We start from the raw sequence: 19,131 nt of genomic DNA, 5'->3' as shown, positions 1-19,131 counted from the left end.
CATGCGCAAGCTTCGTTTTGCAGCCGCTGCCGCCGTCGCTCTCTCCCTGTGTTTTTCCACGCCTTCATTCGCTCAGGCCCGTAAGGACTTCAAGGTCTGCTGGACCATCTACGCCGGCTGGATGCCGTGGGGTTATGCGAAGACCCAAGGCATCATGTCCAAATGGGCGAAGAAGTACGGCATCAATGTCGATGTCGTGCAACTGAACGATTACATCGAATCGATCAACCAGTACACGGCCGGCAAGTTCGACGGCTGTGCGATGACCAACATGGACGCGCTGACCATCCCTGCAACGGGTGGCGTGGACAGTACGGCATTGATCGTCAGCGATTACTCGAACGGCAACGACGGCGTGCTCATCAAGGGCGCAGGCAAAAAGGTCGCTGACCTGAAAGGCCAGCCCGTCAATCTCGTCGAACTCTCCGTCTCGCACTATCTGCTCGCGCGTGCACTCGAATCGGCGGGCATGAGCGAGCGCGACATCAAGACCGTCAACACGTCCGACGCGGATATCTCCGGCGCGTTCGCGACGCCCACCGTGCACAACGCCGTCACGTGGAACCCGATGCTCGCCGATCTGAAGGCGAAGCCGAACGTCACGGAAGTGTTCGATTCGAGCCGCATTCCGGGCGAGATCATGGACATGATGGTCGTCAACACGAAGACGTTGCATGACAACCCGGCGCTCGGCAAGGCGCTGACGGGCGCATGGTTCGAAATCATGCAGACCATGCACGGCACGTCGCCTGACACGGAGGCCGCGCTCACGTCGATGGCCAAAGCATCGGGCACCGACCTCGCCGGCTACAAGGCGCAACTCTCCACCACGGCGCTCTTCTACACGCCGCAACAGGCGCTCGATTTCGCCACCAGCCCGAACATGCCGAAGATCATGACGCGCGTCGCGCAGTTCTCGTTCGATCACGGTCTGCTCGGCAAGGGCGCGCCGAACGCGGGTGCCGTCGGCATGGCGTTCGACAACAACGTGGTGGTCGGCAGCAAGGGCAACCTGAAGCTGCGTTTCGATCCGACATACGTGCGCCTGGCCGCGCAAGGCAAGCTGTGAGCGCGGCTTCAATCTGAGCAGGAGAGGCCCATGCGGCTCATCAACCGACATCCAGGCCGCACCGGCAGTCTCATGCTGTTGCTGCTGCCCTTCATCGTGCTGATCGCGGTGTACCTCACCGGCTCGTCGCTGCGGCTGCAGGCCAATCCCGACGACAAGCTGCTGCCGAGCGCCACGCAGATGAAGGACGCGCTGCACGAATACGCGTTCACCGAGGACAAGCGCACGGGCGAATACATGATGTGGGACGACACGGTGTCGAGCATGCGGCGGCTCGGCATCGGGCTGGTCGCGAGCGCGGCGATCGCGCTCGTGTTCGGCATCGTGACGGGCAGCATCCCGCTCGCGGGCACGACGCTGTCGCCGTTCATCACGGTGATATCGATGATTCCGCCGCTCGCGGTGTTGCCGATTCTCTTCATCGTGTTCGGTCTCGATGAGCTGTCGAAAGTCGTGCTGATCGTGATCGGCATCACGCCGATGATGATCCGCGATCTTCAACAGCGCACGCGCGAAATTCCCGAGGAATTGTGGATCAAGGCACAAACGCTCGGCGCATCGAGCTGGACGCTGATTCTGCGGGTGATCGTGCCGCAACTGCTGCCGCGTCTGTTGATTGCATTGCGTCTTGCGCTGACATCGGCGTGGCTGTTTTTGATCGCAGCGGAAGCGATCGCCTCGACGGATGGACTCGGCTATCGCATCTTTCTGGTGCGCCGCTATCTCGCGATGGATGTGATCCTGCCGTACGTCGCGTGGATCACGCTGCTCGCGTGGCTGATCGACGCAGCGCTGCGCCGTCTCACGCAATGGGCTTTCCCCTGGTACAACGGAGGCCGCGCATGATCGAGATCCGCAACCTGTGGAAACAGTACGGCGATCAGGTCGTGCTGGAGCGGCTCAATCTGCGCATCGCGGAAGGCGAGTTCTGTTCGATGGTCGGCGCGTCGGGCTGCGGCAAGTCGACGTTCCTGCGCCTGCTGCTTGGCCAGGAACGCCCGACGCGCGGTGCAATCCTGCTCGACGGCGAACCGTTACCGCCGGAGCCGGACCCGCATCGCGGCGTGGTGTTCCAACGCTACTCGGTGTTTCCGCATCTCACCGTGCTGCGCAACGTGATGCTCGGCCTCGAACTTCCGCATGCGCCGCTCACGGGCCGTCTGTTCGGCGCGCGCCGCCGCCTCGCACGCGATGAAGCCGTCGCGATGCTCACGCGCGTCGGCCTCGCCGATTCGCTCGACAAGTATCCGCATCAACTGTCGGGCGGCATGCAGCAACGTCTCGCACTGGCGCAGGCGCTGGTGATGAAACCGCGCGTGCTGCTGCTCGACGAGCCGTTCGGCGCGCTCGACCCAGGCATCCGCCGCGACATGCACGAACTGCTGACCGGGCTGTGGCGCGAAGCGAAGCTGACGGTCTTCATGGTCACGCACGACCTGAAGGAAGGCTTCACGCTCGGCAGCCGCGTGCTCGTGTTCGACAAGGTGCGCGTCGATCCGCAAGCGCCGCAGGCGTACGGTGCGCGCATCACTTATGACATTCCCCTCGAACGCAACGGTGTGCGCGAAGCGCATGCGGCGATGACGATTCCGCCGCTGCTCGCCGTACCCGCATGATCGAAAGGACAAAACACATGAACGAAACATTGCTCGAAGAAACCGTGCCCGGCGGCGGACATGCATCGCTGATCGTCAAGCGCGGCCAGTTGCTGCGTATCACCGATCCGCGCGGCGGCGCGAACGTCGCGATGCTGCTCTTCAATGCCGCCGAAAAAAGCGAGCGGCTGAATCTGCCCGATACGCTCAAGTGCCAGCACACGGCCAAGCTGACCAAGGGCCATTGCCTCTATTCCGACATGGGCCGCGTGCTCGCCGCGATTGTCGCGGATACGTGTGGATGGCACGACAGTCTCGCGGGTGTGTCGAATGCAGCCGAAGTGTTCGAGAAGTACGGGCAAGGCCGCTATCAGGAACTGCGCAACGCGTTCTATCGCAACGGCACCGACAATCTGCTCGTCGAACTCGGCAAATGGGGACTCGGCATTTCCGATCTGCTGATGACGCTCAATCTCTTCAGCCGCATCGATGTGACGGATGCGGGCGCGCTCAGCTTCGTCGAAGGCAATTCGAAAACGGGCGACTACATCGAACTATATGCACCGATGAACACGCTTGTCGTGCTGACGGCGATCCAGCATCCGCTCGACCCGAACCCGGAATACGCGCCGAAACCCGTGAAGCTCACGCTGCGCGCCGCCGACAGCCAGGTCGCCGAAATCTGCCGCACGTCATGCGATGAAAACGCGCGCGGCTTTATCAACACCGAACGATTCTTTCTCTGAGCGGAACGCGCGCCATGACGACATCCATCCTCACGACCAGCACGCTCGACCCCGCCGACGCGATCTTTCGCGAAACCTTGCCCGCGGGCGAGCCATGGCTCAAGGAACTGAAAGCGGGCCAGACGCTGCGCATTCGCGACGTAGAAGGCAATCAGGCGATCGACACGCTGTTCTACAGCGTTGCCGATCCGCGCGAACGCTACGACGCGCAACGCACGCTGCGCCGTCAGCAAAGCCTCTATCTGACCACGGGCACCGTGCTCTATTCGAACCTCGGCAATCCCATGCTGACCATCGTCGCCGATACCTGCGGACGTCACGACACGCTCGGTGGCGCGTGCGCGCAGGAGAGCAACACCGTGCGCTATGCGCTCGAAAAGCGCTACATGCATAGCTGCCGCGACAACTACCTGCGCGCCTGCGCGCATGACGGCCGTCTGTCGAAGCACGACATCGCCGCCAACATCAATTTCTTCATGAACGTGCCCGTCACATCCGAGGGCGGCCTCACATTCGAGGACGGCATTTCCGCGCCCGGCAAATACGTCGAAGTGCGCGCGGAAATGGACGTGATCGTGCTGATCTCGAACTGCCCGCAACTGAACAATCCGTGCAATGCGTACAACCCCACTCCCGCGGAGCTGACGATATGGAACTGAGCACGCTGCGTGTATGGCTCTACACGGTGATGAAAGTGCGCGCCGGGCGTTTGATGCGCATCGACGGCTCTACGGAATACACGAAGCACTAAGCCCGCTTTTAAAACCTGAAACGAAGCGACCTGCCGTGGACGACCTCGGCATGCATGCCCACGTGGCGGGACGACCCGCCCACGCATTGAACATCCACTCATGTTCGATAAAGTCCTCATTGCGAATCGCGGCGCGATTGCCTGCCGCATTCTGCGCACGCTGCGCGAACTGAACGTCGAAGGCATCGCCGTCTATAGCGAGGCGGACCGCGCGAGCCGTCACGTCAGTCTCGCCGATACGGCATGCAGTCTCGGCGACGGCGCGGCGAGCGTCACCTATCTCGACATCGCGAAGATTCTGGAGATCGCGCGTGCGCAAGGCGCGCAGGCGATTCATCCGGGCTACGGTTTCCTGTCGGAGAACGCGGCCTTTGCCGAAGCTTGCGAGGCTGCAGGCATCGCGTTCATCGGACCGACGCCCGCGCAATTGCGCGAGTTCGGCCTCAAGCACACGGCCCGCGCGATCGCCGCTGAACAGGGCGTGCCGATGCTCGAAGGCACGGGCCTGCTCGATAGCCTCGACGCCGCGCTCGAAGCGGCGCAACGCATCCGCTATCCGGTGATGCTGAAAAGCACCGCGGGCGGCGGCGGCATCGGCATGCGCGTGTGCCGTTCGGCGGATGAACTGGCGGCACAGTTCGACAACGTAAAGCGCCTCGGGCAGAACAATTTCAGCGATGCCGGCGTGTTCCTCGAAAAGTACATCGAGAAAGCGCGGCATCTCGAAGTACAGGTGTTCGGCGACGGCAAGGGCGCTGCCATTGCGCTCGGCGTGCGCGACTGTTCCGTGCAGCGGCGCAACCAGAAGGTGCTCGAAGAAACGCCTGCGCCGAATCTGCCCGACGGCGTCGAAGCCGCGCTATGCGGCGCGGCGATCCGGCTTGCGCAAGCGGTGTCGTATCGCTCGGCGGGCACCGTCGAATTCGTCTACGACAGCGATGCCGCACGCTTCTACTTTCTCGAAGTGAACACGCGTTTGCAGGTCGAGCACGGCGTGACCGAGCAAGTGTGGGGCGTGGACCTGGTGCGCTGGATGATCGAGCTGGCAGCGGGCACGCTGGCGCCGCTCGATGTGTTGTCGCGCGATCTGAAGCCGCAAGGCCATGCGATCCAGGCGCGTCTCTATGCGGAAGACCCGGGCCGCGATTTCAAACCCTGCCCTGGGCTGCTGACCGATGTGTCGTTTCCGCATGCCGATGGCCACGCACTGCGCATCGACACATGGATCGAAGCTGGTTGCGAAGTGCCGCCGTGGTTCGATCCGATGCTCGCCAAACTGATCGCGTGGCAACCGACCCGCGACGAGGCGCGCGACGCGCTCGACGCCGCGCTCGAAGCGTCGCGCATCTATGGCGTCGAGACGAACCGCGACTATCTGCGGCAGATTCTCGCCGACACGCCGTTCGCGAGCGGCCATCCGTGGACGCGTTGCCTCGAAGGCTTGCGTTATCGCGCATCGACATTCGAAGTGCTCGGCGGCGGCACGCAGACTACCGTGCAGGACTATCCGGGCCGTCCGGGCTACTGGGCCGTGGGCGTGCCGCCCTCGGGACCGATGGACGATCGCGCGCTGCGCCTCGGCAACCGTCTGCTCGGCAACGACGCGCAAGCGGCCGCGCTCGAAATCACGATGAGCGGGCCGACGCTGCGCTTCAACACGGATGCCGTCGTCACGGTAACGGGCGCAACGCTGCCCGTCACGCTCGACGAGATTCCGCAGCCGATGAACACGACGTTCCTCGTCACAGCCGGTTCGACGCTCGCGCTCGGCACAATCCGCGGCGCAGGCGCGCGCGCCTATCTGTGCGTGCGCGGTGGGCTGGATGTCGCGCAGTATCTGGGCAGCCGCAGCACGTTCACGCTCGGGCAGTTCGGCGGCCACGGCGGACGCGCGCTACGCGCGGGCGACGTGCTGCATCTTCATCCGCTCTCTGATCGCGATGCGGGCGCATTAATGCCCGCCGCGCTCGCGCATCGCCTCGACGATGTGCGCGTGCTGCGCGTGATCTACGGTCCGCATGGCGCGCCCGAATACTTCAGCGCGCGTTATATCGAGCAGTTTCTCGACACCGACTGGGAGATCCATTTCAATTCGAGCCGCACGGGTGTGCGGCTGATCGGTCCGAAGCCCGAATGGACGCGCGCGGATGGCGGCGAAGCGGGACTGCATCCGTCGAACATTCACGACAATCCGTATGCCGTCGGCGCAGTCGATTTCACGGGCGATATGCCCGTCATTCTCGGCCCGGACGGTCCGAGTCTCGGCGGCTTCGTGTGTCCCGTCACGGTGATCGAAGCAGACCTCTGGCAGATCGGCCAGCTGAAGGCGGGCGACAAGGTGCGCTTCGTGCCCGTCGATGTCGCGACGGCCCGCGCGGCGGCACGCACACGTATCGAAGAAGTGGACACGCTCGCAGCAAACGCAACGTCACTGCATACCGAAGAACAACGCGCGGACTTGCAATCGCCCATCGTGCTGAACGTTGGCGAAGGCGATGACCGGCTCGTCGCGCGACTGTCCGGCGACACGCATCTGCTGCTCGAAATCGGGCCGTCCGAACTCGATCTCGTGCTGCGCTTTCGTGGCCATGCGTTGATGCAATCGCTCGAAGCGTTGCAGTTGCCCGGCGTGATCGATCTGACGCCCGGCATCCGTTCGCTGCAGGTTCACTATCAGCCGGAGCAATTGCCGCTCGCGACGCTGCTCGAGCATGTCGCGGCGACATGGCAACGCGTGCTGCTGCAAAAGGATCTGCGCGCGCCGTCGCGTATCGTGCATCTGCCGCTGTCGTGGGACGACCCCGCGTGTCAGCTTGCCATCGACAAGTACATGACCACCGTGCGCAAGGATGCGCCGTGGTGCCCGAGCAATCTGGAGTTCATCCGCCGCATCAACGATCTCGATTCGATCGATGCCGTGAAGCGCATCGTGTTCGACGCGAGCTATCTGGTGATGGGTCTCGGCGACGTCTATCTCGGCGCGCCCGTCGCCACGCCGCTCGATCCGCGTCACCGCCTTGTGACGACGAAGTACAACCCGGCGCGTACCTGGACAGCCGAGAATTCCGTCGGCATCGGCGGCGCGTATCTGTGTGTGTATGGCATGGAAGGGCCGGGCGGCTATCAGTTCGTCGGGCGCACGCTGCAGATGTGGAACCGCTATCGCGAAGTCGCGGATTTCGCTGGACGTCCGTACCTGTTGCGCTTCTTCGATCAGATCCGCTTCTACGAAGTCTCCGCCGACGAACTGCTGCGCATCCGCGAAGCGTTTCCGCTCGGCCGTTATCCGCTGAAGATCGAAGAGACTGAGTTGTCGCTGGCCGACTATCAGGCGTTTCTCGAACGCGAGGCGGATGACATCGCGCAATTCCGCACGCGTCAGCAAGCCGCGTTTCAGGCCGAGCGCCAGCGTTGGCACGAAGCGGGCAGCAACGAAGACACGCTGGAGCCGCCCGTCACCGCCGACGCCGAAATCGCGCCGCTCACCGACGGGCAGATCGCCGTCGATAGCGAAATTGCCGGCAATCTGTGGCAAGTGCGCGTCGAGCCCGGCGCGACCGTCGAAGCGGGCGACGTGCTGCTCGTGATCGAGTCGATGAAGATGGAGATATCCGTCATCGCGCCTTGCGCGGGCACTGTCGGCGAGATTCACGTCGCGCCGGGTTCGCCCGTTCGCGCGGGGCAGCGCGTCGTCGTGATCGACCAGCACGCATGAGACACCTCATTTGACACTTCAATTCAACGCATTAAGGAACCATCGGACATGGATTCATTCGATCTGCGTCTTCCCGCTGTGCGCGCCGCGTATCGCGAAGGCCGCGTCACGCCGCGCGCGCTGATTGGCGCATTGCGCGAGCGCGCCGCGGCGCTGAACCCGGACTATCACCTGTTCATTCATCTGCTGTCCGACGCGGAAATCGAGCCTTATCTCGCGGCGCTCGACGGGCGTGATGTCGATTCGCTGCCGCTCTACGGCGTGCCGTTCGCATTGAAGGACAACATCGATCTCGCCGGCATTCCGACGACAGCCGCGTGCCCCGCTTTCGCGTATGCGCCTCAAGAGTCGGCGACGCTCATCGCGCAACTGATCGCACTCGGCGCGGTGCCCATCGGCAAGACGAATCTCGACCAGTTCGCGACGGGCCTCAACGGCACGCGCTCGCCGTATGGCAAGTGCCGCAACAGCGTGCACCCCGCGTATCCTTCGGGCGGATCGAGCGCTGGGTCGTCGCTGGCGGTGGCGCTCGGCGTCGCGAGCTTCGCGCTCGGCACCGATACGGCCGGCTCGGGCCGCGTGCCCGCCGCGCTGAACAACCTCGTCGGCACGAAAGGCACAAAGGGCCTGCTGTCGACGGCGGGCGTCGTGCCCGCCTGCCGCACGCTCGACTGCGTGACGTACTTCACCGCGACGGCCAGCGAGGCGAGCGAGCTGCTCGCGCTCACCTCCCGCCACGATCCCGCCGACGCCTATAGCCGCGCGAATCCGCAATGGAACGACGCAGCGGCGTTCGGCGCCGTCGCGCGCTTCCGCTTCGGGGTGCCGCGTCAGCTCGAATTTGCCGGCTGCGAAGAAAGCCCCGTGCTGTTCGCGCAGGCGCGCGCGGCGCTCGAAGCGATCGGCGGCGAGGCCGTCGAGATCGACTTCGCGCCCTTCGTCGAAGCGGCGCGACTACTCTACGAAGGACCGTGGGTCGCCGAGCGCTATAGCGTGGCAGGCGCGCTGATGGAATCGCAACCCGACGCCGTGCTGCCCGTGATTCGCGACGTGCTCGCGAAGGCGCCAGGCACGACCGCCGTCGATGCATTTCGCGCGCAGTACCGGCTTCAGGCGCTGAAGCAGCGTTGCGACGCGGTGCTCGCGGAACTCGATTGCGTGCTGACGCCGTCCATTCCGCGCGCGGTCACGCTCGATGAGCTGGAGCGCGATCCCATCGGCCCGAACTCGCTGCTCGGCTACTACACGAACTTCATGAACCTGCTCGATTACGCCGCCATCGCGACGCCTGCGGGCTTCATGCGCAATGGGCTGCCGTGGGGCGTGACGCTGTTCGGCCGCGCGTTCACCGATCAATATTTGCTGAGCGTCGCCGATGCGCTGCATCGCAAGCTCGCCGTGCCGTTGATCGGCGGCGCGCAGCAGAGTGCGGACACGCCCGCGCGCGCGGCACGCAATGACAGGATGAAGCTCGTCGTGTGCGGCGCGCATCTCGAAGGCTTGGCGCTCAATGGACAGTTGATTGCGCGTGGCGCACGGCTCGTCGAGAAGACCGCCAGCGCGCCGCGCTATCGGCTGTATGCGCTGGCGGGTGGCGGCGCGACGCAACGGCCTGGCATGACGCGAGATGCGACGAATGGCGCGGCAATCGAAGTCGAAATATGGGAGTTGCCGAGCAGTGAAGCTGGTTCGTTCCTCACGGGCATTCCGGCGCCGCTCGCGCTCGGCAAGGTCGAGCTTGCGGACGGACGCTGGGAAACCGGCTTCGTCTGCGAGGCGTACGGTCTTGAAGGCGCCGTCGATATCACGCAATACGGCGGCTGGCGCGCCTGGCTAAAACGCGCTACCTGAAACTCAAGCCTCGTACTGCGCCGCGTAAAGCCGCGCGTGCCTGCCCGTCACCGAGCGGGTCCAGATCTCTTCGTCGTCGAGGACGGTCTGGATCAGCTCGACGGGCATGCCGCCGTCGATGATCGCGGCCACGCGAAACCCGTCGATCGGTTCATATGGACCGAGCACGACCTCTTTGCCGTCGATCGCGCGGTCGAGATCGTCGACCTTGAACGCCAGATGCGGCATGCGGCGCATCAGTTCGTGTAGCGGGCTATCGGCTTCGAAGCGGTGGTACTGGATGCGCGCGAGCTTGCAATCGCTGTCGCTCGTGTACATCCGGTACTGCGGGCTGTAGCGTTCGCCTTCGCGCACTTCGCTGGTCGGAATGCCGATGTGGTGAAACTCGTAGATTACGTCGTCGCGCATGAACATGATGGTCTCCTTCTTCCTTTACGCTTGCGCTGCGTCGCTTTACAGCGTCACGCGCGTCACGCCGCCTTCCGACAGCAGCCGTACGCGTTCGCCCGCGTAGAACATCGGGCCGTCGGTGCTTTGGGTGATGGCGCGCAGCGAGCCGTCGTCGAGCCGCACGGTGATTTCGACGCCCTGCTTCTTCTCGAAGTGGTTCTGCACCTCGTTGCCCGCCACCGCGCCCGCAATGCCGCCGATGATGCCCGTCAGGATCGAGCCGCGTCCGCCGCCGATCGCGCTGCCGGCGATGCCGCCAATCGCGCCGCCGCCGAGGGCGCCCAGAAAGCCGGGCTGGCCGTTGCTCGTGTCGATGGTGACGGGGCGCACGCTTTCGATGGTGCCGAAGCGGACCGTTTCCTCGCGCTGCGCCTGCGACGCGCTGTAGACGTTGGCGGAGCCGTCGAAGGTTGCGCAGCCGCTCAATGCGAGCGAGACGACGAGCGCCGATGCACATGCTGTAACGAATGACCTGTTCATGATGTTCCCCTCTATGAGCAGCGCGCCAGGTCGGTTGGGGCGCTGCAGGTTCTTTCGATGTGTGAATCGTAAGCTCGAAGAATGAGAGGAAAATGAGGCGCGCATTTGCGCGTTCGCACCCGTCATTTCGTCTCAGCCTGAAACGTCGGCGCGGCGCCCGGCGCTACGATAGCGGCCAGATCATGCAAACGGAGTGCTGCCATGAAACGCGAGATCATCCGGGTGGAGCCGCTGTCGGGCTGGCTCGAACGCTGGAAGGCGCCGACTTCCGTCGTCACGCGGCACGGCGACACGGTCTACGTGTCGGGCCTGCCGCCGTTTGATCCGGAAACGGGCGAAATCGTCGACGCGCCGCTCGAACGGCAGACCGAGCTCGTGCTCGAACAGCTGAAGCTGTGCGTCGAGGCGGCGGGTTCGTCGCTTGAGAATGTGCTCAAGTGCAATGTCTATTGCACGTCGGTCGAGCAGTTCGCGGCCGTCAACGCGATTTACGCGCGCTATTTTCCGAACGATCCGCCTGCGCGTATCTTTGTCTGCGTGCCCGCGTGGCCGGGGCGCTTCGACATCGAAATCGATTGCATTGCGGCGGTTTGAACCGCGTTCGCATAAGTGGAGAACACGATGTTTTCAGTGCTGTTCGAAGTGCAACCGCGCACCGACCGATGGGACGCGTATCTCGGCTTCGCGAAGATGCTGAAGCCGGAACTGGAGCAGATCGACGGCTTCGTCGATAACGTCCGTTACGGCAGTCTCACGCGCGACGGCGTGCTGCTGTCGCTGTCCGGCTGGCGTGACGAAAAGGCGCTGGTGCGATGGCGCACGCAGGCGACGCATCATGGCGTGCAGGAAAAAGGCCGCACGCAGACGTTCAGCGACTATCGGCTGCGTGTGGGGCAGGTGACGCGCGACACGCGTCTGCCCGCTGGCCACACGTTGCACGAGCAACGACTCGACGAAACGGAGACGGGCGACGCGACCACGATCGTGCTGATCGACGCGCGGCGCGACCCTGACTGGGTGAAACACGCGGGCGCGCGCGAAGTCGCGGGCAAGCTGGGCTTGCACGAAGACGCAACGGGCCTCGTAGCGTGGGATGTGTTCGACGCTGTGTTGACGCCGGGCGTCGTCATTCTGCTCACTGCATGGCGCGATGCGCGCGCCGCCGAGGCCTTTGCAAACGCGCTCGCGTTGCCCGATGGCGCACGGCTGCGCAGCGTGCGCGTGGTGCGCGACTACGGCATGTTCGACCGCCGCGAAGCGCCGCAATACTATCCGGACGCTGCGCGGCCTGCCTGAAGCTTATTTCCCGCTGTCCGGAAAGTCCGCGCCGACACTCGTGTCGCGCCACGCTTCGATATCGGCGAGTGCCGAATGCAGGCGCTTCGAGACGGCATCGACGCCGAACGCGCCCAGCACCAGATGACGCGGCGGTTGGTCGGTCTCCGTGATGCGGATCATCGCCTGCGCGGCACGCACCGGATCGCCGGCCTGATGGCCGCTGTTTTGCGCCGTCGCCTGCATGCGCTTGCCCGCCGTGTCCGCATAGTCGGCGATACGGTTGGGCGTTTGCCTGAGCGAGCGGCCTGCCCAGTCGGTGCGGAACGGGCCTGGCTCGACGCAGGTCACGCGGATGCCGAGCGGCCCGGCTTCCGTCGCGAGCGAATCGGACCAGCCTTCGACGGCATGCTTGCTCGCCGCGTAATAGCCCGAGCCAGGAAAGCCCGCGATGCCCGCCACCGACGTGATGTTCAGCACGTGCCCCTTGCGCCGTTCGCGCATGCCCGGCAGCACCGCGCGTGTCATCGCGAAGAGGCCGAACACGTTCGCGTCGAACTGCGCGCGTATCTCCGCTTCGTCGCCCTCTTCGACCGACGACTGATAGCCATAGCCCGCGTTGTTCACCAGCACGTCGATCGCGCCGAAGCGCTGTTGCGCGGTCTCGACGGCAGCGGCGATCTGCGCGGCATCCGTCACGTCGAGCTTCACGCGGGCGAGACGTGCATCGGCGTCGCTGCCGGGCTCGGCCAGATCGGCGAGCGACGCGACGTTACGCGCCGTCGCCACGCAGCGCCAGCCCCGTTCGAGCACTGCGCGGACCAGTTCCTTGCCGAAGCCGGTTGAACAGCCAGTGATGAACCAGACGGGCGTCGTGGACGTGGGCATTCAAAACCTCCTCGATGATGGAATGAGCGATCAGGCATCGACGCACACACATCGCGTCGATGCTCCGGAAAAAATGGTAGCCGGTAGACGAGAAACTTGCTGGCGGTCTGCCCGATTTTTTTACGCTCATTTCATCGTGCTTACTTGCGGCCGACCAGATATTGAACCCCTTCGGACCCGACGCGTTCCGAATGGCTTTCATCGGCTTGCAGATGGAATACGTCGCCCGTTCCATAGACCTGCTCCGCTGTGCCGATGCGTATCGCCAGTTCGCCGTGCAGGATCAGTGCCTTCGCTTCGAACGGGTGCACGTGATCGTCGACCGTGCCATGCGCATCGCGCGTGACGGTCGCGATTTCCGCGTAGCCTTCGCGCTTCAATGCATTGATGAATTCGTCGCGTTCCATGATGATGGCCTCCCTTCCTCGTATGTGCGATGACGCTGAAGCATCAGCATAGCCGGTTTTGCATTAAGGGATCGGCCGCGCGGCTCGCGGTAAACTCTGCAGCAGTCGTCATTTCATGTCGCACAACGGAGAACGATTCATGCGCCAGGCCATTCGCCATCTGAACGTGCGGGCGCGCGCTCGCGGACTGTTCGATTTCACCGCCGAGATCGCCGCGTTCGTACGCGACGCGTCGATCGAAACGGGCGTCCTGACCGTGTTCTGCCGGCACACGTCGGCGTCGCTGCTGATTCAGGAGAATGCGGACCCTTCGGTGCAGCGCGACCTCGAACGGCACTTTGCGATGCTCGCGCCTGAAGATCCCACGCGCTACGAGCACGACACGGAAGGTCCCGACGACATGCCAGCGCATCTGCGCACCGCGCTGACGCAGGTCCAACTGTCGATACCCGTCGAATATGGCCGCATGACACTGGGCACGTGGCAAGGCATTTATCTGTTCGAGCATCGCGCGCGGCCGCAGGAGCGCGATATCGTGCTGCATCTGATCGGCGAATGACATTTCAACGCACAACACCACCAAGGAAGTGAATCATGATTTTGCGCGCGCCTATTCTTGTCGCGGCGGCCTCGGTCGCGATGCTGACCGCAGCCTGCACTCACACCGGCCCCGTCGAGTTCTCGCTGTCAGGCGCGGACGCGCCGATGACCAACAACGCGAACGACATGGACTTCGGCCCGATGGACCAAAGCATCGCGCAGTGCAAGACGGTCTCGCGCAATGCAGGGCCGGGGCAGTGCACGAAGGTGCGCGCCTACGAGTCCTGCATGAAGAGCAAAGGCTATATCACCGTGCTCGGCCCGGAAAATCCGAAGGGCTGCGGCGACCCCGATTGGGAAAAAGACGTACGCAAGTGGCTTCAATAGCCGTGCGTGGGTCGAGGCCGATTTGCGCTCATGTTATCCACAATTTCTGTTGAAAGACCTGCGGAAAAGTCCGGGGCGCGCGCGCTATCTGTCTGATCAAACAGGCTTTCCTCGCGCGTGACCCCGGTGCGCCCGCCGCGCGGGTCCACCGATTGCGAAGTTCTATTGGCGCGCACGCATCGCATGTCCTTCAATTCAGGGTTCCGACTACCGAGTGATTACCGACTGACGCCAAGGAGCCTTGCATGAAGACGGAAGATTCGCAGAAGATCGTGCACGAAATCGCAGAATCCACCGATGCCCCGGAAGAAGTCGTCTCGCAGATGTACACCGATGCCGTGCAGGCGTATCAACGCGACGCGCGCATTCTCGACTATGTGCCGCTCTTCGCGGCGAAGCGCGTGCGCGAAACGTTGCGCTCGCGGACCGCATCACGGCGGTGACGAAGCCGTAGCAACCCCATCCGCAATCCATTCGCGTCACAACAGCTTCGCGGCGGCGCGCACGCGGCGCTTGCGTTCTTTCGCAAGCGCATCGAGTGCGTGCCCGGCTGCCGCCTCGTCGGCGAACAGCGCCTGGTTATCGCGCAGCAACTGCTCGCTCGCGACGACATCGTTCAACGCGCCGAAGCGCTTCTGTAGTTTCTTGAGCGGCTTGATGGCCTTCAGCTGTTTTTTGGCCAGCATCGGCTCGAAGAACTCGGTCAGGTAGCGCAGTTTCTTGCCCGCCTTGCGGACCTCGTGATACGACGCATAGTCCGAGCGCCGGGCTCGTGCGGCACGCTTCATGCGCTTCGCCATCGACTTTTGCGCCTCCCCGAGACGCTTGCGCGCGAATTTCGGCAGCGGCGTGCGTACGTGCGCGGTGTTCAGCTCGCGGTTCGCTTCCTTGAGCGTGTCACGCAACGCGCCTTTCACGTCGGCCTGTTCGAGGGTCTCGCGGCTCGAATCGAGCGACTTCGAGCGGGCGGCGCGCATCGCATCGCGCGGTTGCTCCGCGGCGTCTTTCGTTTCATCGAGCAACGCGATCAGGATGTCCCAGTCGCGCGTCTTGCCCGCAGCGCTCGCGTAGAACTTGAAAAGCGCGCGTTGCTGGTTGTCGAACTGTTCGTTCAGCAGCGGCCGATACGCCCACAGCAACGTGCGCAGGCGCCGCAGCGAGACGCGCAGCTTGTGCAGGACTTCGGCGTCGGGATCCGCGCGCAATGCGGCTGCGCACGCGAGCGCATTGTCGATCAGCGGCGCGGCATAGTGCGAGAAATGGGCTTGCGCGTTGCCATCGTGCGGCAGCGCGGTCGGTGTGTCGTCTTTCATGGTGCTCCCTGAATGGGTTGCTGACCCGGTGTGTCTGTAATGATCGAGTAAGCAATTCAGGTTCCTGCATTCCGCACGTCACGTCCGTTGCGGCGCACGATGCTGCACGGGCGTTGCCACTCATTGGCGACTCACTGACCGCTGAGCAGCAGGTCGCAGGCGTCCGATGTGCAGCTCGCCACGGCGGGCAGCTTCAGCGACGGCCACGGGCGGCGCTCGGCCGCGATGAAGTCTTCGACGCGCTTCAATATCTGCCAGAACGCGTTTTCGACGGCACCCGCAGCGGCATACGCGGACGGCGTGAGCGTCCAATGACGAAGCGTGGGCGCGCCATGGAACGCGCGCATGTCGACGCGCGCCGACTCGTCGCACAACGTCACTACGAAATCCATCTGCGGCGCCCATTCGCTCGTGAATTCCAGCCAGCTCTTCGGATTCAGCAGTTCCAGACTGGAAAAGCCATGGCGCAACTCTCCCATGGCCGCCGTGTGAACCTTGTCGGCGGGTTCGAGACCTGCGCTAAATGCGTCGAAATGCAATCCGTCCAGCTCGCGTAGCAAGGCTTCCGCCAAAATGCTAAGCGCCGCGTTGTCCCTGCAAAGGAACAGCACTCTTTGTTTTCTGGTCACCCTACACCCCGTCATGCAGATTTTATTTTTTGCGGGATTCTGAGCGCACAGTTTTTCATATTGGTGACAGAATCCCAATCATCCAACCGATTCGCCGCAAGACCGTTTAGGTATCACGCCAATTTGCGTTCAGCCAGCCAGCGTTAACGATAGTGAAGCGCAAAATCCCAATTGTCGGGTTGGGCGAGCATGACGGGCGCCGGGTGTGGCGCGCTGGGCGGGGCAACCCGGCCGTTCGGAGGCCGGGTTGCCCGTGGGGTTACGCGGTCTGAAAGACCGGCTTTTTTGAAGCGTTACTTGACGATCGCGAGCAGTTCGACTTCGAACGTCAGATCGCTGTTCGGCGGGATCACGCCGACGCCACGCGAACCATACGCGGTCGCAGCCGGGCAGGTCAGCTTGGCTTTCTCGCCCACTTTCATCGTCGCGACGCCTTGCGTCCAGCAGGGGATCACACGGCCGAGCGGAAACTCTGCGGCGCCGCCATGCTTGGCCGAGTTGTCGAACTCAGTGCCGTTCGCGAGCGTGCCGCGGTAGTTGACGCGCACGACGTCGGACGCCGTGGGTTGCGGGCCGCTTCCCTGCGTCAGGTGTTCGACGACGACGCCGGAGGGCAATTTCTCCGTCGATGCAGCGTTTGCGGTGAGCGACACCGATGCGAGCGCGGCCGCAGCGAGCAGGGCAACAACTGATTTCACGCGTATCTCCTTGGTGTGAATGGCGACCCTCATTCTAGCGGATCGCCCGTTCGCGGCAGGAGACCTGAATCAACTTGCTACAAATACGCGCGCGTTACGCCATTGCGCGGTTCCAGTCGCTGTGCACCTGGAACGGCTACGCCCGCGACGGGCCAAGACCCGCCGCGGGAAAAAGCCGCCATTCGAAGCGGCCCATGTGCTGCCCGTTCAGATCTTCGGAAAATCGACGACCGTGTCGTTGACCCGATTGAACAGGTTGGTGAACGTGATATCGGCGATCGCGAGCAGCGTCTCCGTAATCTGCTGGTCGCTATAACCCGCCGCCTTCACAGCATCCACGACTGCCGCGGGCACCGTGCCGCGCGACGCGAACACGGTCCGCGCGAAGGTGGCGATCGCATTCAGATGCGCGTCGGCCGAATCGCGCCCTTCACGCAACGCGACGAGGTCGTCAGCCGCGATGCCCACTTTCTTCGCTGCCAGCGAGTGAGCCGCAAGACAGTAGTCACACTCCGCGACGCCGCTGATCGCGAGCTTGATCGCTTCGACTTCCTTGCGCGACAGCGCGCCCTTGCCAAGCGCATCGCCCGTTGCGAGCACGATCTGCAGCGCAGCCGGACTGTTCGAGCCGATGGCCGCATAAGCATTCGGCACCATGCCGACCGCGCGCTTGATGCCTGTAAAGAGTTCCGCTGCCTGGCCGGTGGCTTCGCTGACGGGTTGGCGATTCAGACGTTCCATGATGTTCTCCATATGTTGATGAGATCTTTGCGTTGCGCGACTGGGTCAGCGCATGGAAGTCATTCTAGGAACGCGCGTTGCTACGGTGAATGCTGGTTCAAATCACGTTTATGCTCGAACGGCTCATCGGCTGATCGGCGTGGTGCGCTGTCTCTGCTATATTCGTGCGACGTTTGCCCAATAACAGCGCCGTCAGCGGGAGCGCGTGCCATGAGCACTCACGGGATCATGCGGATAACAAAACGATTCGTACTGGTTGTGTTCGCGCTATTGGGTCTCACGCTCGGCGCCCTGAGCTGGGCCGACGACAACGCGGCGGCCCTCAAGGACAAATACGACGCGCTCGCGCCGCAGCTCAAGTCGAACGTATTCAACCGGCCGATCCATCTGGATTCGGAAGAGACGTCGAACACGTTGAAAGGCGACATCTATGCCGTCGTCGATTATCCGTTCGCCACTGTCAACCGCGCGTTCAACGACCCGCAGCAAGGCCCTGCGAACTGGTGCGAAGTACTGATCCTGCATCTGAACACGAAGTACTGCCGTGCGTCCGCCGGCGGCAACGGTGCGACCATCAGCATGAACGTGGGAAAAAAGACAGAGCAGGAACTCAGCGACACATACCGCGTGCAATTCAATTACCGCTCCGTGGCGACGAACCCGGATTATTTCCAGGTCGATCTGAGCGCAGCAACGGGACCGCTCAGCACGAAGGACTATCGCATCGTGCTCGAAGCCGTCGATATCGGCAAAGGACACACGTTCCTGCATCTCACATATTCATATGGATTCGGCACGGCAGGCCGCATCGCGATGAAGACGTATCTCGCGACGATAGGCAGTGCGAAAGTGGGATTCACCAAAGCGTCGGGCGACTATGTAGGTGGTGTGCGCGGGCTGGTGGAACGCAACACGATGCGCTATTACCTCGCCATCGACGCGTACCTTGCTTCGCTTGCGCTTCCCGCCGACAAGCGCGTCGATCAGCGTTTCGCCACATGGTTCGATGCGACCGAGCAATATTCGCGTCAGTTGCACGAACTCGACCGGCAAGAGTACCTGCAGATGAAGAAGAACGAGTACCAGCGCCAGCAAACGGCGCAATAGTGCTTTCCATCATTGCGCGGCGCGATGCCGCGCGGCATGCCTGACGGCTAGCGGTCGATGGCCGCCATATCGTGAATGCGCAGGAAGTCTTCCCGCTCGTCGTAAAGCGTGGCGAGTATCGAGTGTGCTTCCATGGGATCGAGGTTGGGATCGGTGACGATCATCATGATGTCGTACATGGTCACCGCGCCCGAATAGAACGCCGTCTCCGACTCGCGAAGCTGCGCCTGCGACACGCCACGCGAAATCTGACGCGCGCAAAATGCTTTCCAGAACGATTCAATAGTCAATGCCGCGTTCATCGTGCCCTCTCCACTTAAACGCCATGGCTCGACCACGCCGCTGCGGCGTTTGCTCTCTCAGGTTCCGCGTGCAATCGGATTGCACTGCAAAGCGGTGCATCCGTGCACATCTGTTAAGCGCGATTGAATTGAGTGCATCAAACGGCCGCGCATGTTTTCTCGACGCAAAATATGACAACGCGATTTT

22 protein-coding genes are annotated in these 19,131 nt (G+C 63.2%); 13 read left to right on the top strand and 9 right to left on the bottom strand.

Translation table 11 applies throughout. The features are described 5' to 3' along the window. Position 1: 1 nt before the first annotated feature. From SB822_RS31840 to atzF, 7 genes are all read left to right on the top strand, one after another. Positions 2–1,069: a putative urea ABC transporter substrate-binding protein gene (locus SB822_RS31840; protein ID WP_179142752.1), complete on the top strand. Its 1,068-nt coding sequence runs from the start codon at positions 2–4 to the stop codon at positions 1,067–1,069. Positions 1,070–1,099: 30 nt separating this feature from the next. Then, on the top strand, positions 1,100–1,915 hold the full coding sequence (locus SB822_RS31835) for an ABC transporter permease (RefSeq protein WP_007586730.1): 816 nt from the start codon (positions 1,100–1,102) through the stop codon (positions 1,913–1,915). After that, a complete protein-coding gene (locus SB822_RS31830; protein WP_007586732.1) occupies positions 1,912–2,685 on the top strand; it encodes an ABC transporter ATP-binding protein in 774 nt (257 codons plus the stop codon). The genes SB822_RS31835 and SB822_RS31830 overlap by 4 nt, the downstream gene beginning before the upstream one ends. Positions 2,686–2,702: 17 nt before the next feature. Next, the gene (locus SB822_RS31825) at positions 2,703–3,410 is read left to right on the top strand and encodes an urea amidolyase associated protein UAAP1 (RefSeq protein WP_079487450.1); all 708 of its coding nucleotides are present in this window, start codon (positions 2,703–2,705) and stop codon (positions 3,408–3,410) included. Between the two features lie 14 nt (positions 3,411–3,424). Beyond that, the gene (locus SB822_RS31820; protein ID WP_079500676.1) at positions 3,425–4,069 is read left to right on the top strand and encodes an urea amidolyase associated protein UAAP2; all 645 of its coding nucleotides are present in this window, start codon (positions 3,425–3,427) and stop codon (positions 4,067–4,069) included. A gap of 192 nt (positions 4,070–4,261) precedes the next feature. Continuing rightward, entirely contained in the window at positions 4,262–7,876 is a 3,615-nt protein-coding gene (uca, locus tag SB822_RS31815; protein ID WP_410856423.1) for an urea carboxylase, read from the top strand. Positions 7,877–7,924: 48 nt separating this feature from the next. After that, complete coding sequence (gene atzF, locus SB822_RS31810; RefSeq protein WP_410856422.1) at positions 7,925–9,727, top strand: allophanate hydrolase; 1,803 nt, start codon at positions 7,925–7,927, stop codon at positions 9,725–9,727. Positions 9,728–9,730: 3 nt separating this feature from the next. Here the strand turns inward: atzF and SB822_RS31805 are convergent, their stop codons facing one another. Further along, positions 9,731–10,141 carry a VOC family protein gene (locus tag SB822_RS31805; protein WP_007586740.1) on the bottom strand — a complete coding sequence of 137 codons (411 nt, stop codon included), beginning with the start codon at positions 10,139–10,141 and terminating at the stop codon, positions 9,731–9,733. 39 nt (positions 10,142–10,180) lie between these two features. Beyond that, positions 10,181–10,657: a glycine zipper 2TM domain-containing protein gene (locus SB822_RS31800; RefSeq protein WP_035999886.1), complete on the bottom strand. Its 477-nt coding sequence runs from the start codon at positions 10,655–10,657 to the stop codon at positions 10,181–10,183. A 201-nt stretch (positions 10,658–10,858) separates the two neighbouring features. On the opposite strand from SB822_RS31800, the gene SB822_RS31795 reads away from it, so the two are divergent. After that, the gene (locus SB822_RS31795; protein WP_410856421.1) at positions 10,859–11,251 is read left to right on the top strand and encodes a RidA family protein; all 393 of its coding nucleotides are present in this window, start codon (positions 10,859–10,861) and stop codon (positions 11,249–11,251) included. Between the two features lie 27 nt (positions 11,252–11,278). Continuing rightward, entirely contained in the window at positions 11,279–11,953 is a 675-nt protein-coding gene (locus SB822_RS31790) for an antibiotic biosynthesis monooxygenase family protein (RefSeq protein ID WP_410856420.1), read from the top strand. 3 nt (positions 11,954–11,956) lie between these two features. Here the strand turns inward: SB822_RS31790 and SB822_RS31785 are convergent, their stop codons facing one another. Together SB822_RS31785 and SB822_RS31780 are read right to left on the bottom strand one after the other, a co-directional pair. Beyond that, positions 11,957–12,820 carry an oxidoreductase gene (locus tag SB822_RS31785; protein ID WP_007586744.1) on the bottom strand — a complete coding sequence of 288 codons (864 nt, stop codon included), beginning with the start codon at positions 12,818–12,820 and terminating at the stop codon, positions 11,957–11,959. Positions 12,821–12,960: 140 nt separating this feature from the next. Beyond that, positions 12,961–13,227 carry a cupin domain-containing protein gene (locus SB822_RS31780; protein ID WP_007586745.1) on the bottom strand — a complete coding sequence of 89 codons (267 nt, stop codon included), beginning with the start codon at positions 13,225–13,227 and terminating at the stop codon, positions 12,961–12,963. 139 nt (positions 13,228–13,366) lie between these two features. Between SB822_RS31780 and SB822_RS31775 the strand changes: the two genes are divergently transcribed. From SB822_RS31775 to SB822_RS31765, 3 genes are all read left to right on the top strand, one after another. Next, positions 13,367–13,786: a secondary thiamine-phosphate synthase enzyme YjbQ gene (locus tag SB822_RS31775; RefSeq protein WP_410856419.1), complete on the top strand. Its 420-nt coding sequence runs from the start codon at positions 13,367–13,369 to the stop codon at positions 13,784–13,786. Positions 13,787–13,821: 35 nt separating this feature from the next. After that, positions 13,822–14,154: a hypothetical protein gene (locus SB822_RS31770; RefSeq protein WP_079487454.1), complete on the top strand. Its 333-nt coding sequence runs from the start codon at positions 13,822–13,824 to the stop codon at positions 14,152–14,154. 245 nt (positions 14,155–14,399) lie between these two features. Beyond that, positions 14,400–14,597 carry a DUF3562 domain-containing protein gene (locus SB822_RS31765; protein WP_007586750.1) on the top strand — a complete coding sequence of 66 codons (198 nt, stop codon included), beginning with the start codon at positions 14,400–14,402 and terminating at the stop codon, positions 14,595–14,597. 36 nt (positions 14,598–14,633) lie between these two features. Here the strand turns inward: SB822_RS31765 and SB822_RS31760 are convergent, their stop codons facing one another. The 4 genes from SB822_RS31760 to SB822_RS31745 form a co-directional block, all read right to left on the bottom strand. Beyond that, entirely contained in the window at positions 14,634–15,467 is an 834-nt protein-coding gene (locus SB822_RS31760) for a CHAD domain-containing protein (protein ID WP_410856418.1), read from the bottom strand. A gap of 131 nt (positions 15,468–15,598) precedes the next feature. After that, positions 15,599–16,111, bottom strand: coding sequence for a low molecular weight phosphatase family protein (locus SB822_RS31755; RefSeq protein WP_114222187.1), 513 nt, complete (start codon positions 16,109–16,111; stop codon positions 15,599–15,601). Positions 16,112–16,389: 278 nt separating this feature from the next. Then, a complete protein-coding gene (locus SB822_RS31750; RefSeq protein WP_007586755.1) occupies positions 16,390–16,794 on the bottom strand; it encodes an FKBP-type peptidyl-prolyl cis-trans isomerase in 405 nt (134 codons plus the stop codon). A gap of 207 nt (positions 16,795–17,001) precedes the next feature. Beyond that, on the bottom strand, positions 17,002–17,535 hold the full coding sequence (locus SB822_RS31745) for a carboxymuconolactone decarboxylase family protein (protein ID WP_007745126.1): 534 nt from the start codon (positions 17,533–17,535) through the stop codon (positions 17,002–17,004). 210 nt (positions 17,536–17,745) lie between these two features. On the opposite strand from SB822_RS31745, the gene SB822_RS31740 reads away from it, so the two are divergent. Continuing rightward, a complete protein-coding gene (locus SB822_RS31740) occupies positions 17,746–18,642 on the top strand; it encodes a hypothetical protein (RefSeq protein WP_114222186.1) in 897 nt (298 codons plus the stop codon). A 47-nt stretch (positions 18,643–18,689) separates the two neighbouring features. Here the strand turns inward: SB822_RS31740 and SB822_RS31735 are convergent, their stop codons facing one another. Then, positions 18,690–18,944: a hypothetical protein gene (locus SB822_RS31735; RefSeq protein ID WP_410856417.1), complete on the bottom strand. Its 255-nt coding sequence runs from the start codon at positions 18,942–18,944 to the stop codon at positions 18,690–18,692. Between the last annotated feature and the right edge of the window lie 187 nt (positions 18,945–19,131).

The sequence above is a fragment of the Paraburkholderia sp. SIMBA_054 genome, from assembly GCF_046534875.1.
GTDB lineage: Bacteria > Pseudomonadota > Gammaproteobacteria > Burkholderiales > Burkholderiaceae > Paraburkholderia > Paraburkholderia hospita.
The sequence above is the reverse complement of the archived record's forward strand: the minus strand, read 5'-3'. Positions and strand labels throughout refer to the sequence as shown.

Coding starts and splice junctions, on each gene's coding strand:
- SB822_RS31840 (WP_179142752.1), top strand. CDS start 2: ATGCGCAAGCTTCGTTTTGCAGCCGCTGCCGCCGTCGCTCTCTCCCTG.
- SB822_RS31835 (WP_007586730.1), top strand. CDS start 1,100: ATGCGGCTCATCAACCGACATCCAGGCCGCACCGGCAGTCTCATGCTG.
- SB822_RS31830 (WP_007586732.1), top strand. CDS start 1,912: ATGATCGAGATCCGCAACCTGTGGAAACAGTACGGCGATCAGGTCGTG.
- SB822_RS31825 (WP_079487450.1), top strand. CDS start 2,703: ATGAACGAAACATTGCTCGAAGAAACCGTGCCCGGCGGCGGACATGCA.
- SB822_RS31820 (WP_079500676.1), top strand. CDS start 3,425: ATGACGACATCCATCCTCACGACCAGCACGCTCGACCCCGCCGACGCG.
- uca (WP_410856423.1), top strand. CDS start 4,262: ATGTTCGATAAAGTCCTCATTGCGAATCGCGGCGCGATTGCCTGCCGC.
- atzF (WP_410856422.1), top strand. CDS start 7,925: ATGGATTCATTCGATCTGCGTCTTCCCGCTGTGCGCGCCGCGTATCGC.
- SB822_RS31805 (WP_007586740.1), bottom strand. CDS start 10,141: ATGTTCATGCGCGACGACGTAATCTACGAGTTTCACCACATCGGCATT.
- SB822_RS31800 (WP_035999886.1), bottom strand. CDS start 10,657: ATGAACAGGTCATTCGTTACAGCATGTGCATCGGCGCTCGTCGTCTCG.
- SB822_RS31795 (WP_410856421.1), top strand. CDS start 10,859: ATGAAACGCGAGATCATCCGGGTGGAGCCGCTGTCGGGCTGGCTCGAA.
- SB822_RS31790 (WP_410856420.1), top strand. CDS start 11,279: ATGTTTTCAGTGCTGTTCGAAGTGCAACCGCGCACCGACCGATGGGAC.
- SB822_RS31785 (WP_007586744.1), bottom strand. CDS start 12,820: ATGCCCACGTCCACGACGCCCGTCTGGTTCATCACTGGCTGTTCAACC.
- SB822_RS31780 (WP_007586745.1), bottom strand. CDS start 13,227: ATGGAACGCGACGAATTCATCAATGCATTGAAGCGCGAAGGCTACGCG.
- SB822_RS31775 (WP_410856419.1), top strand. CDS start 13,367: ATGCGCCAGGCCATTCGCCATCTGAACGTGCGGGCGCGCGCTCGCGGA.
- SB822_RS31770 (WP_079487454.1), top strand. CDS start 13,822: ATGATTTTGCGCGCGCCTATTCTTGTCGCGGCGGCCTCGGTCGCGATG.
- SB822_RS31765 (WP_007586750.1), top strand. CDS start 14,400: ATGAAGACGGAAGATTCGCAGAAGATCGTGCACGAAATCGCAGAATCC.
- SB822_RS31760 (WP_410856418.1), bottom strand. CDS start 15,467: ATGAAAGACGACACACCGACCGCGCTGCCGCACGATGGCAACGCGCAA.
- SB822_RS31755 (WP_114222187.1), bottom strand. CDS start 16,111: ATGACGGGGTGTAGGGTGACCAGAAAACAAAGAGTGCTGTTCCTTTGC.
- SB822_RS31745 (WP_007745126.1), bottom strand. CDS start 17,535: ATGGAACGTCTGAATCGCCAACCCGTCAGCGAAGCCACCGGCCAGGCA.
- SB822_RS31740 (WP_114222186.1), top strand. CDS start 17,746: ATGAGCACTCACGGGATCATGCGGATAACAAAACGATTCGTACTGGTT.
- SB822_RS31735 (WP_410856417.1), bottom strand. CDS start 18,944: ATGAACGCGGCATTGACTATTGAATCGTTCTGGAAAGCATTTTGCGCG.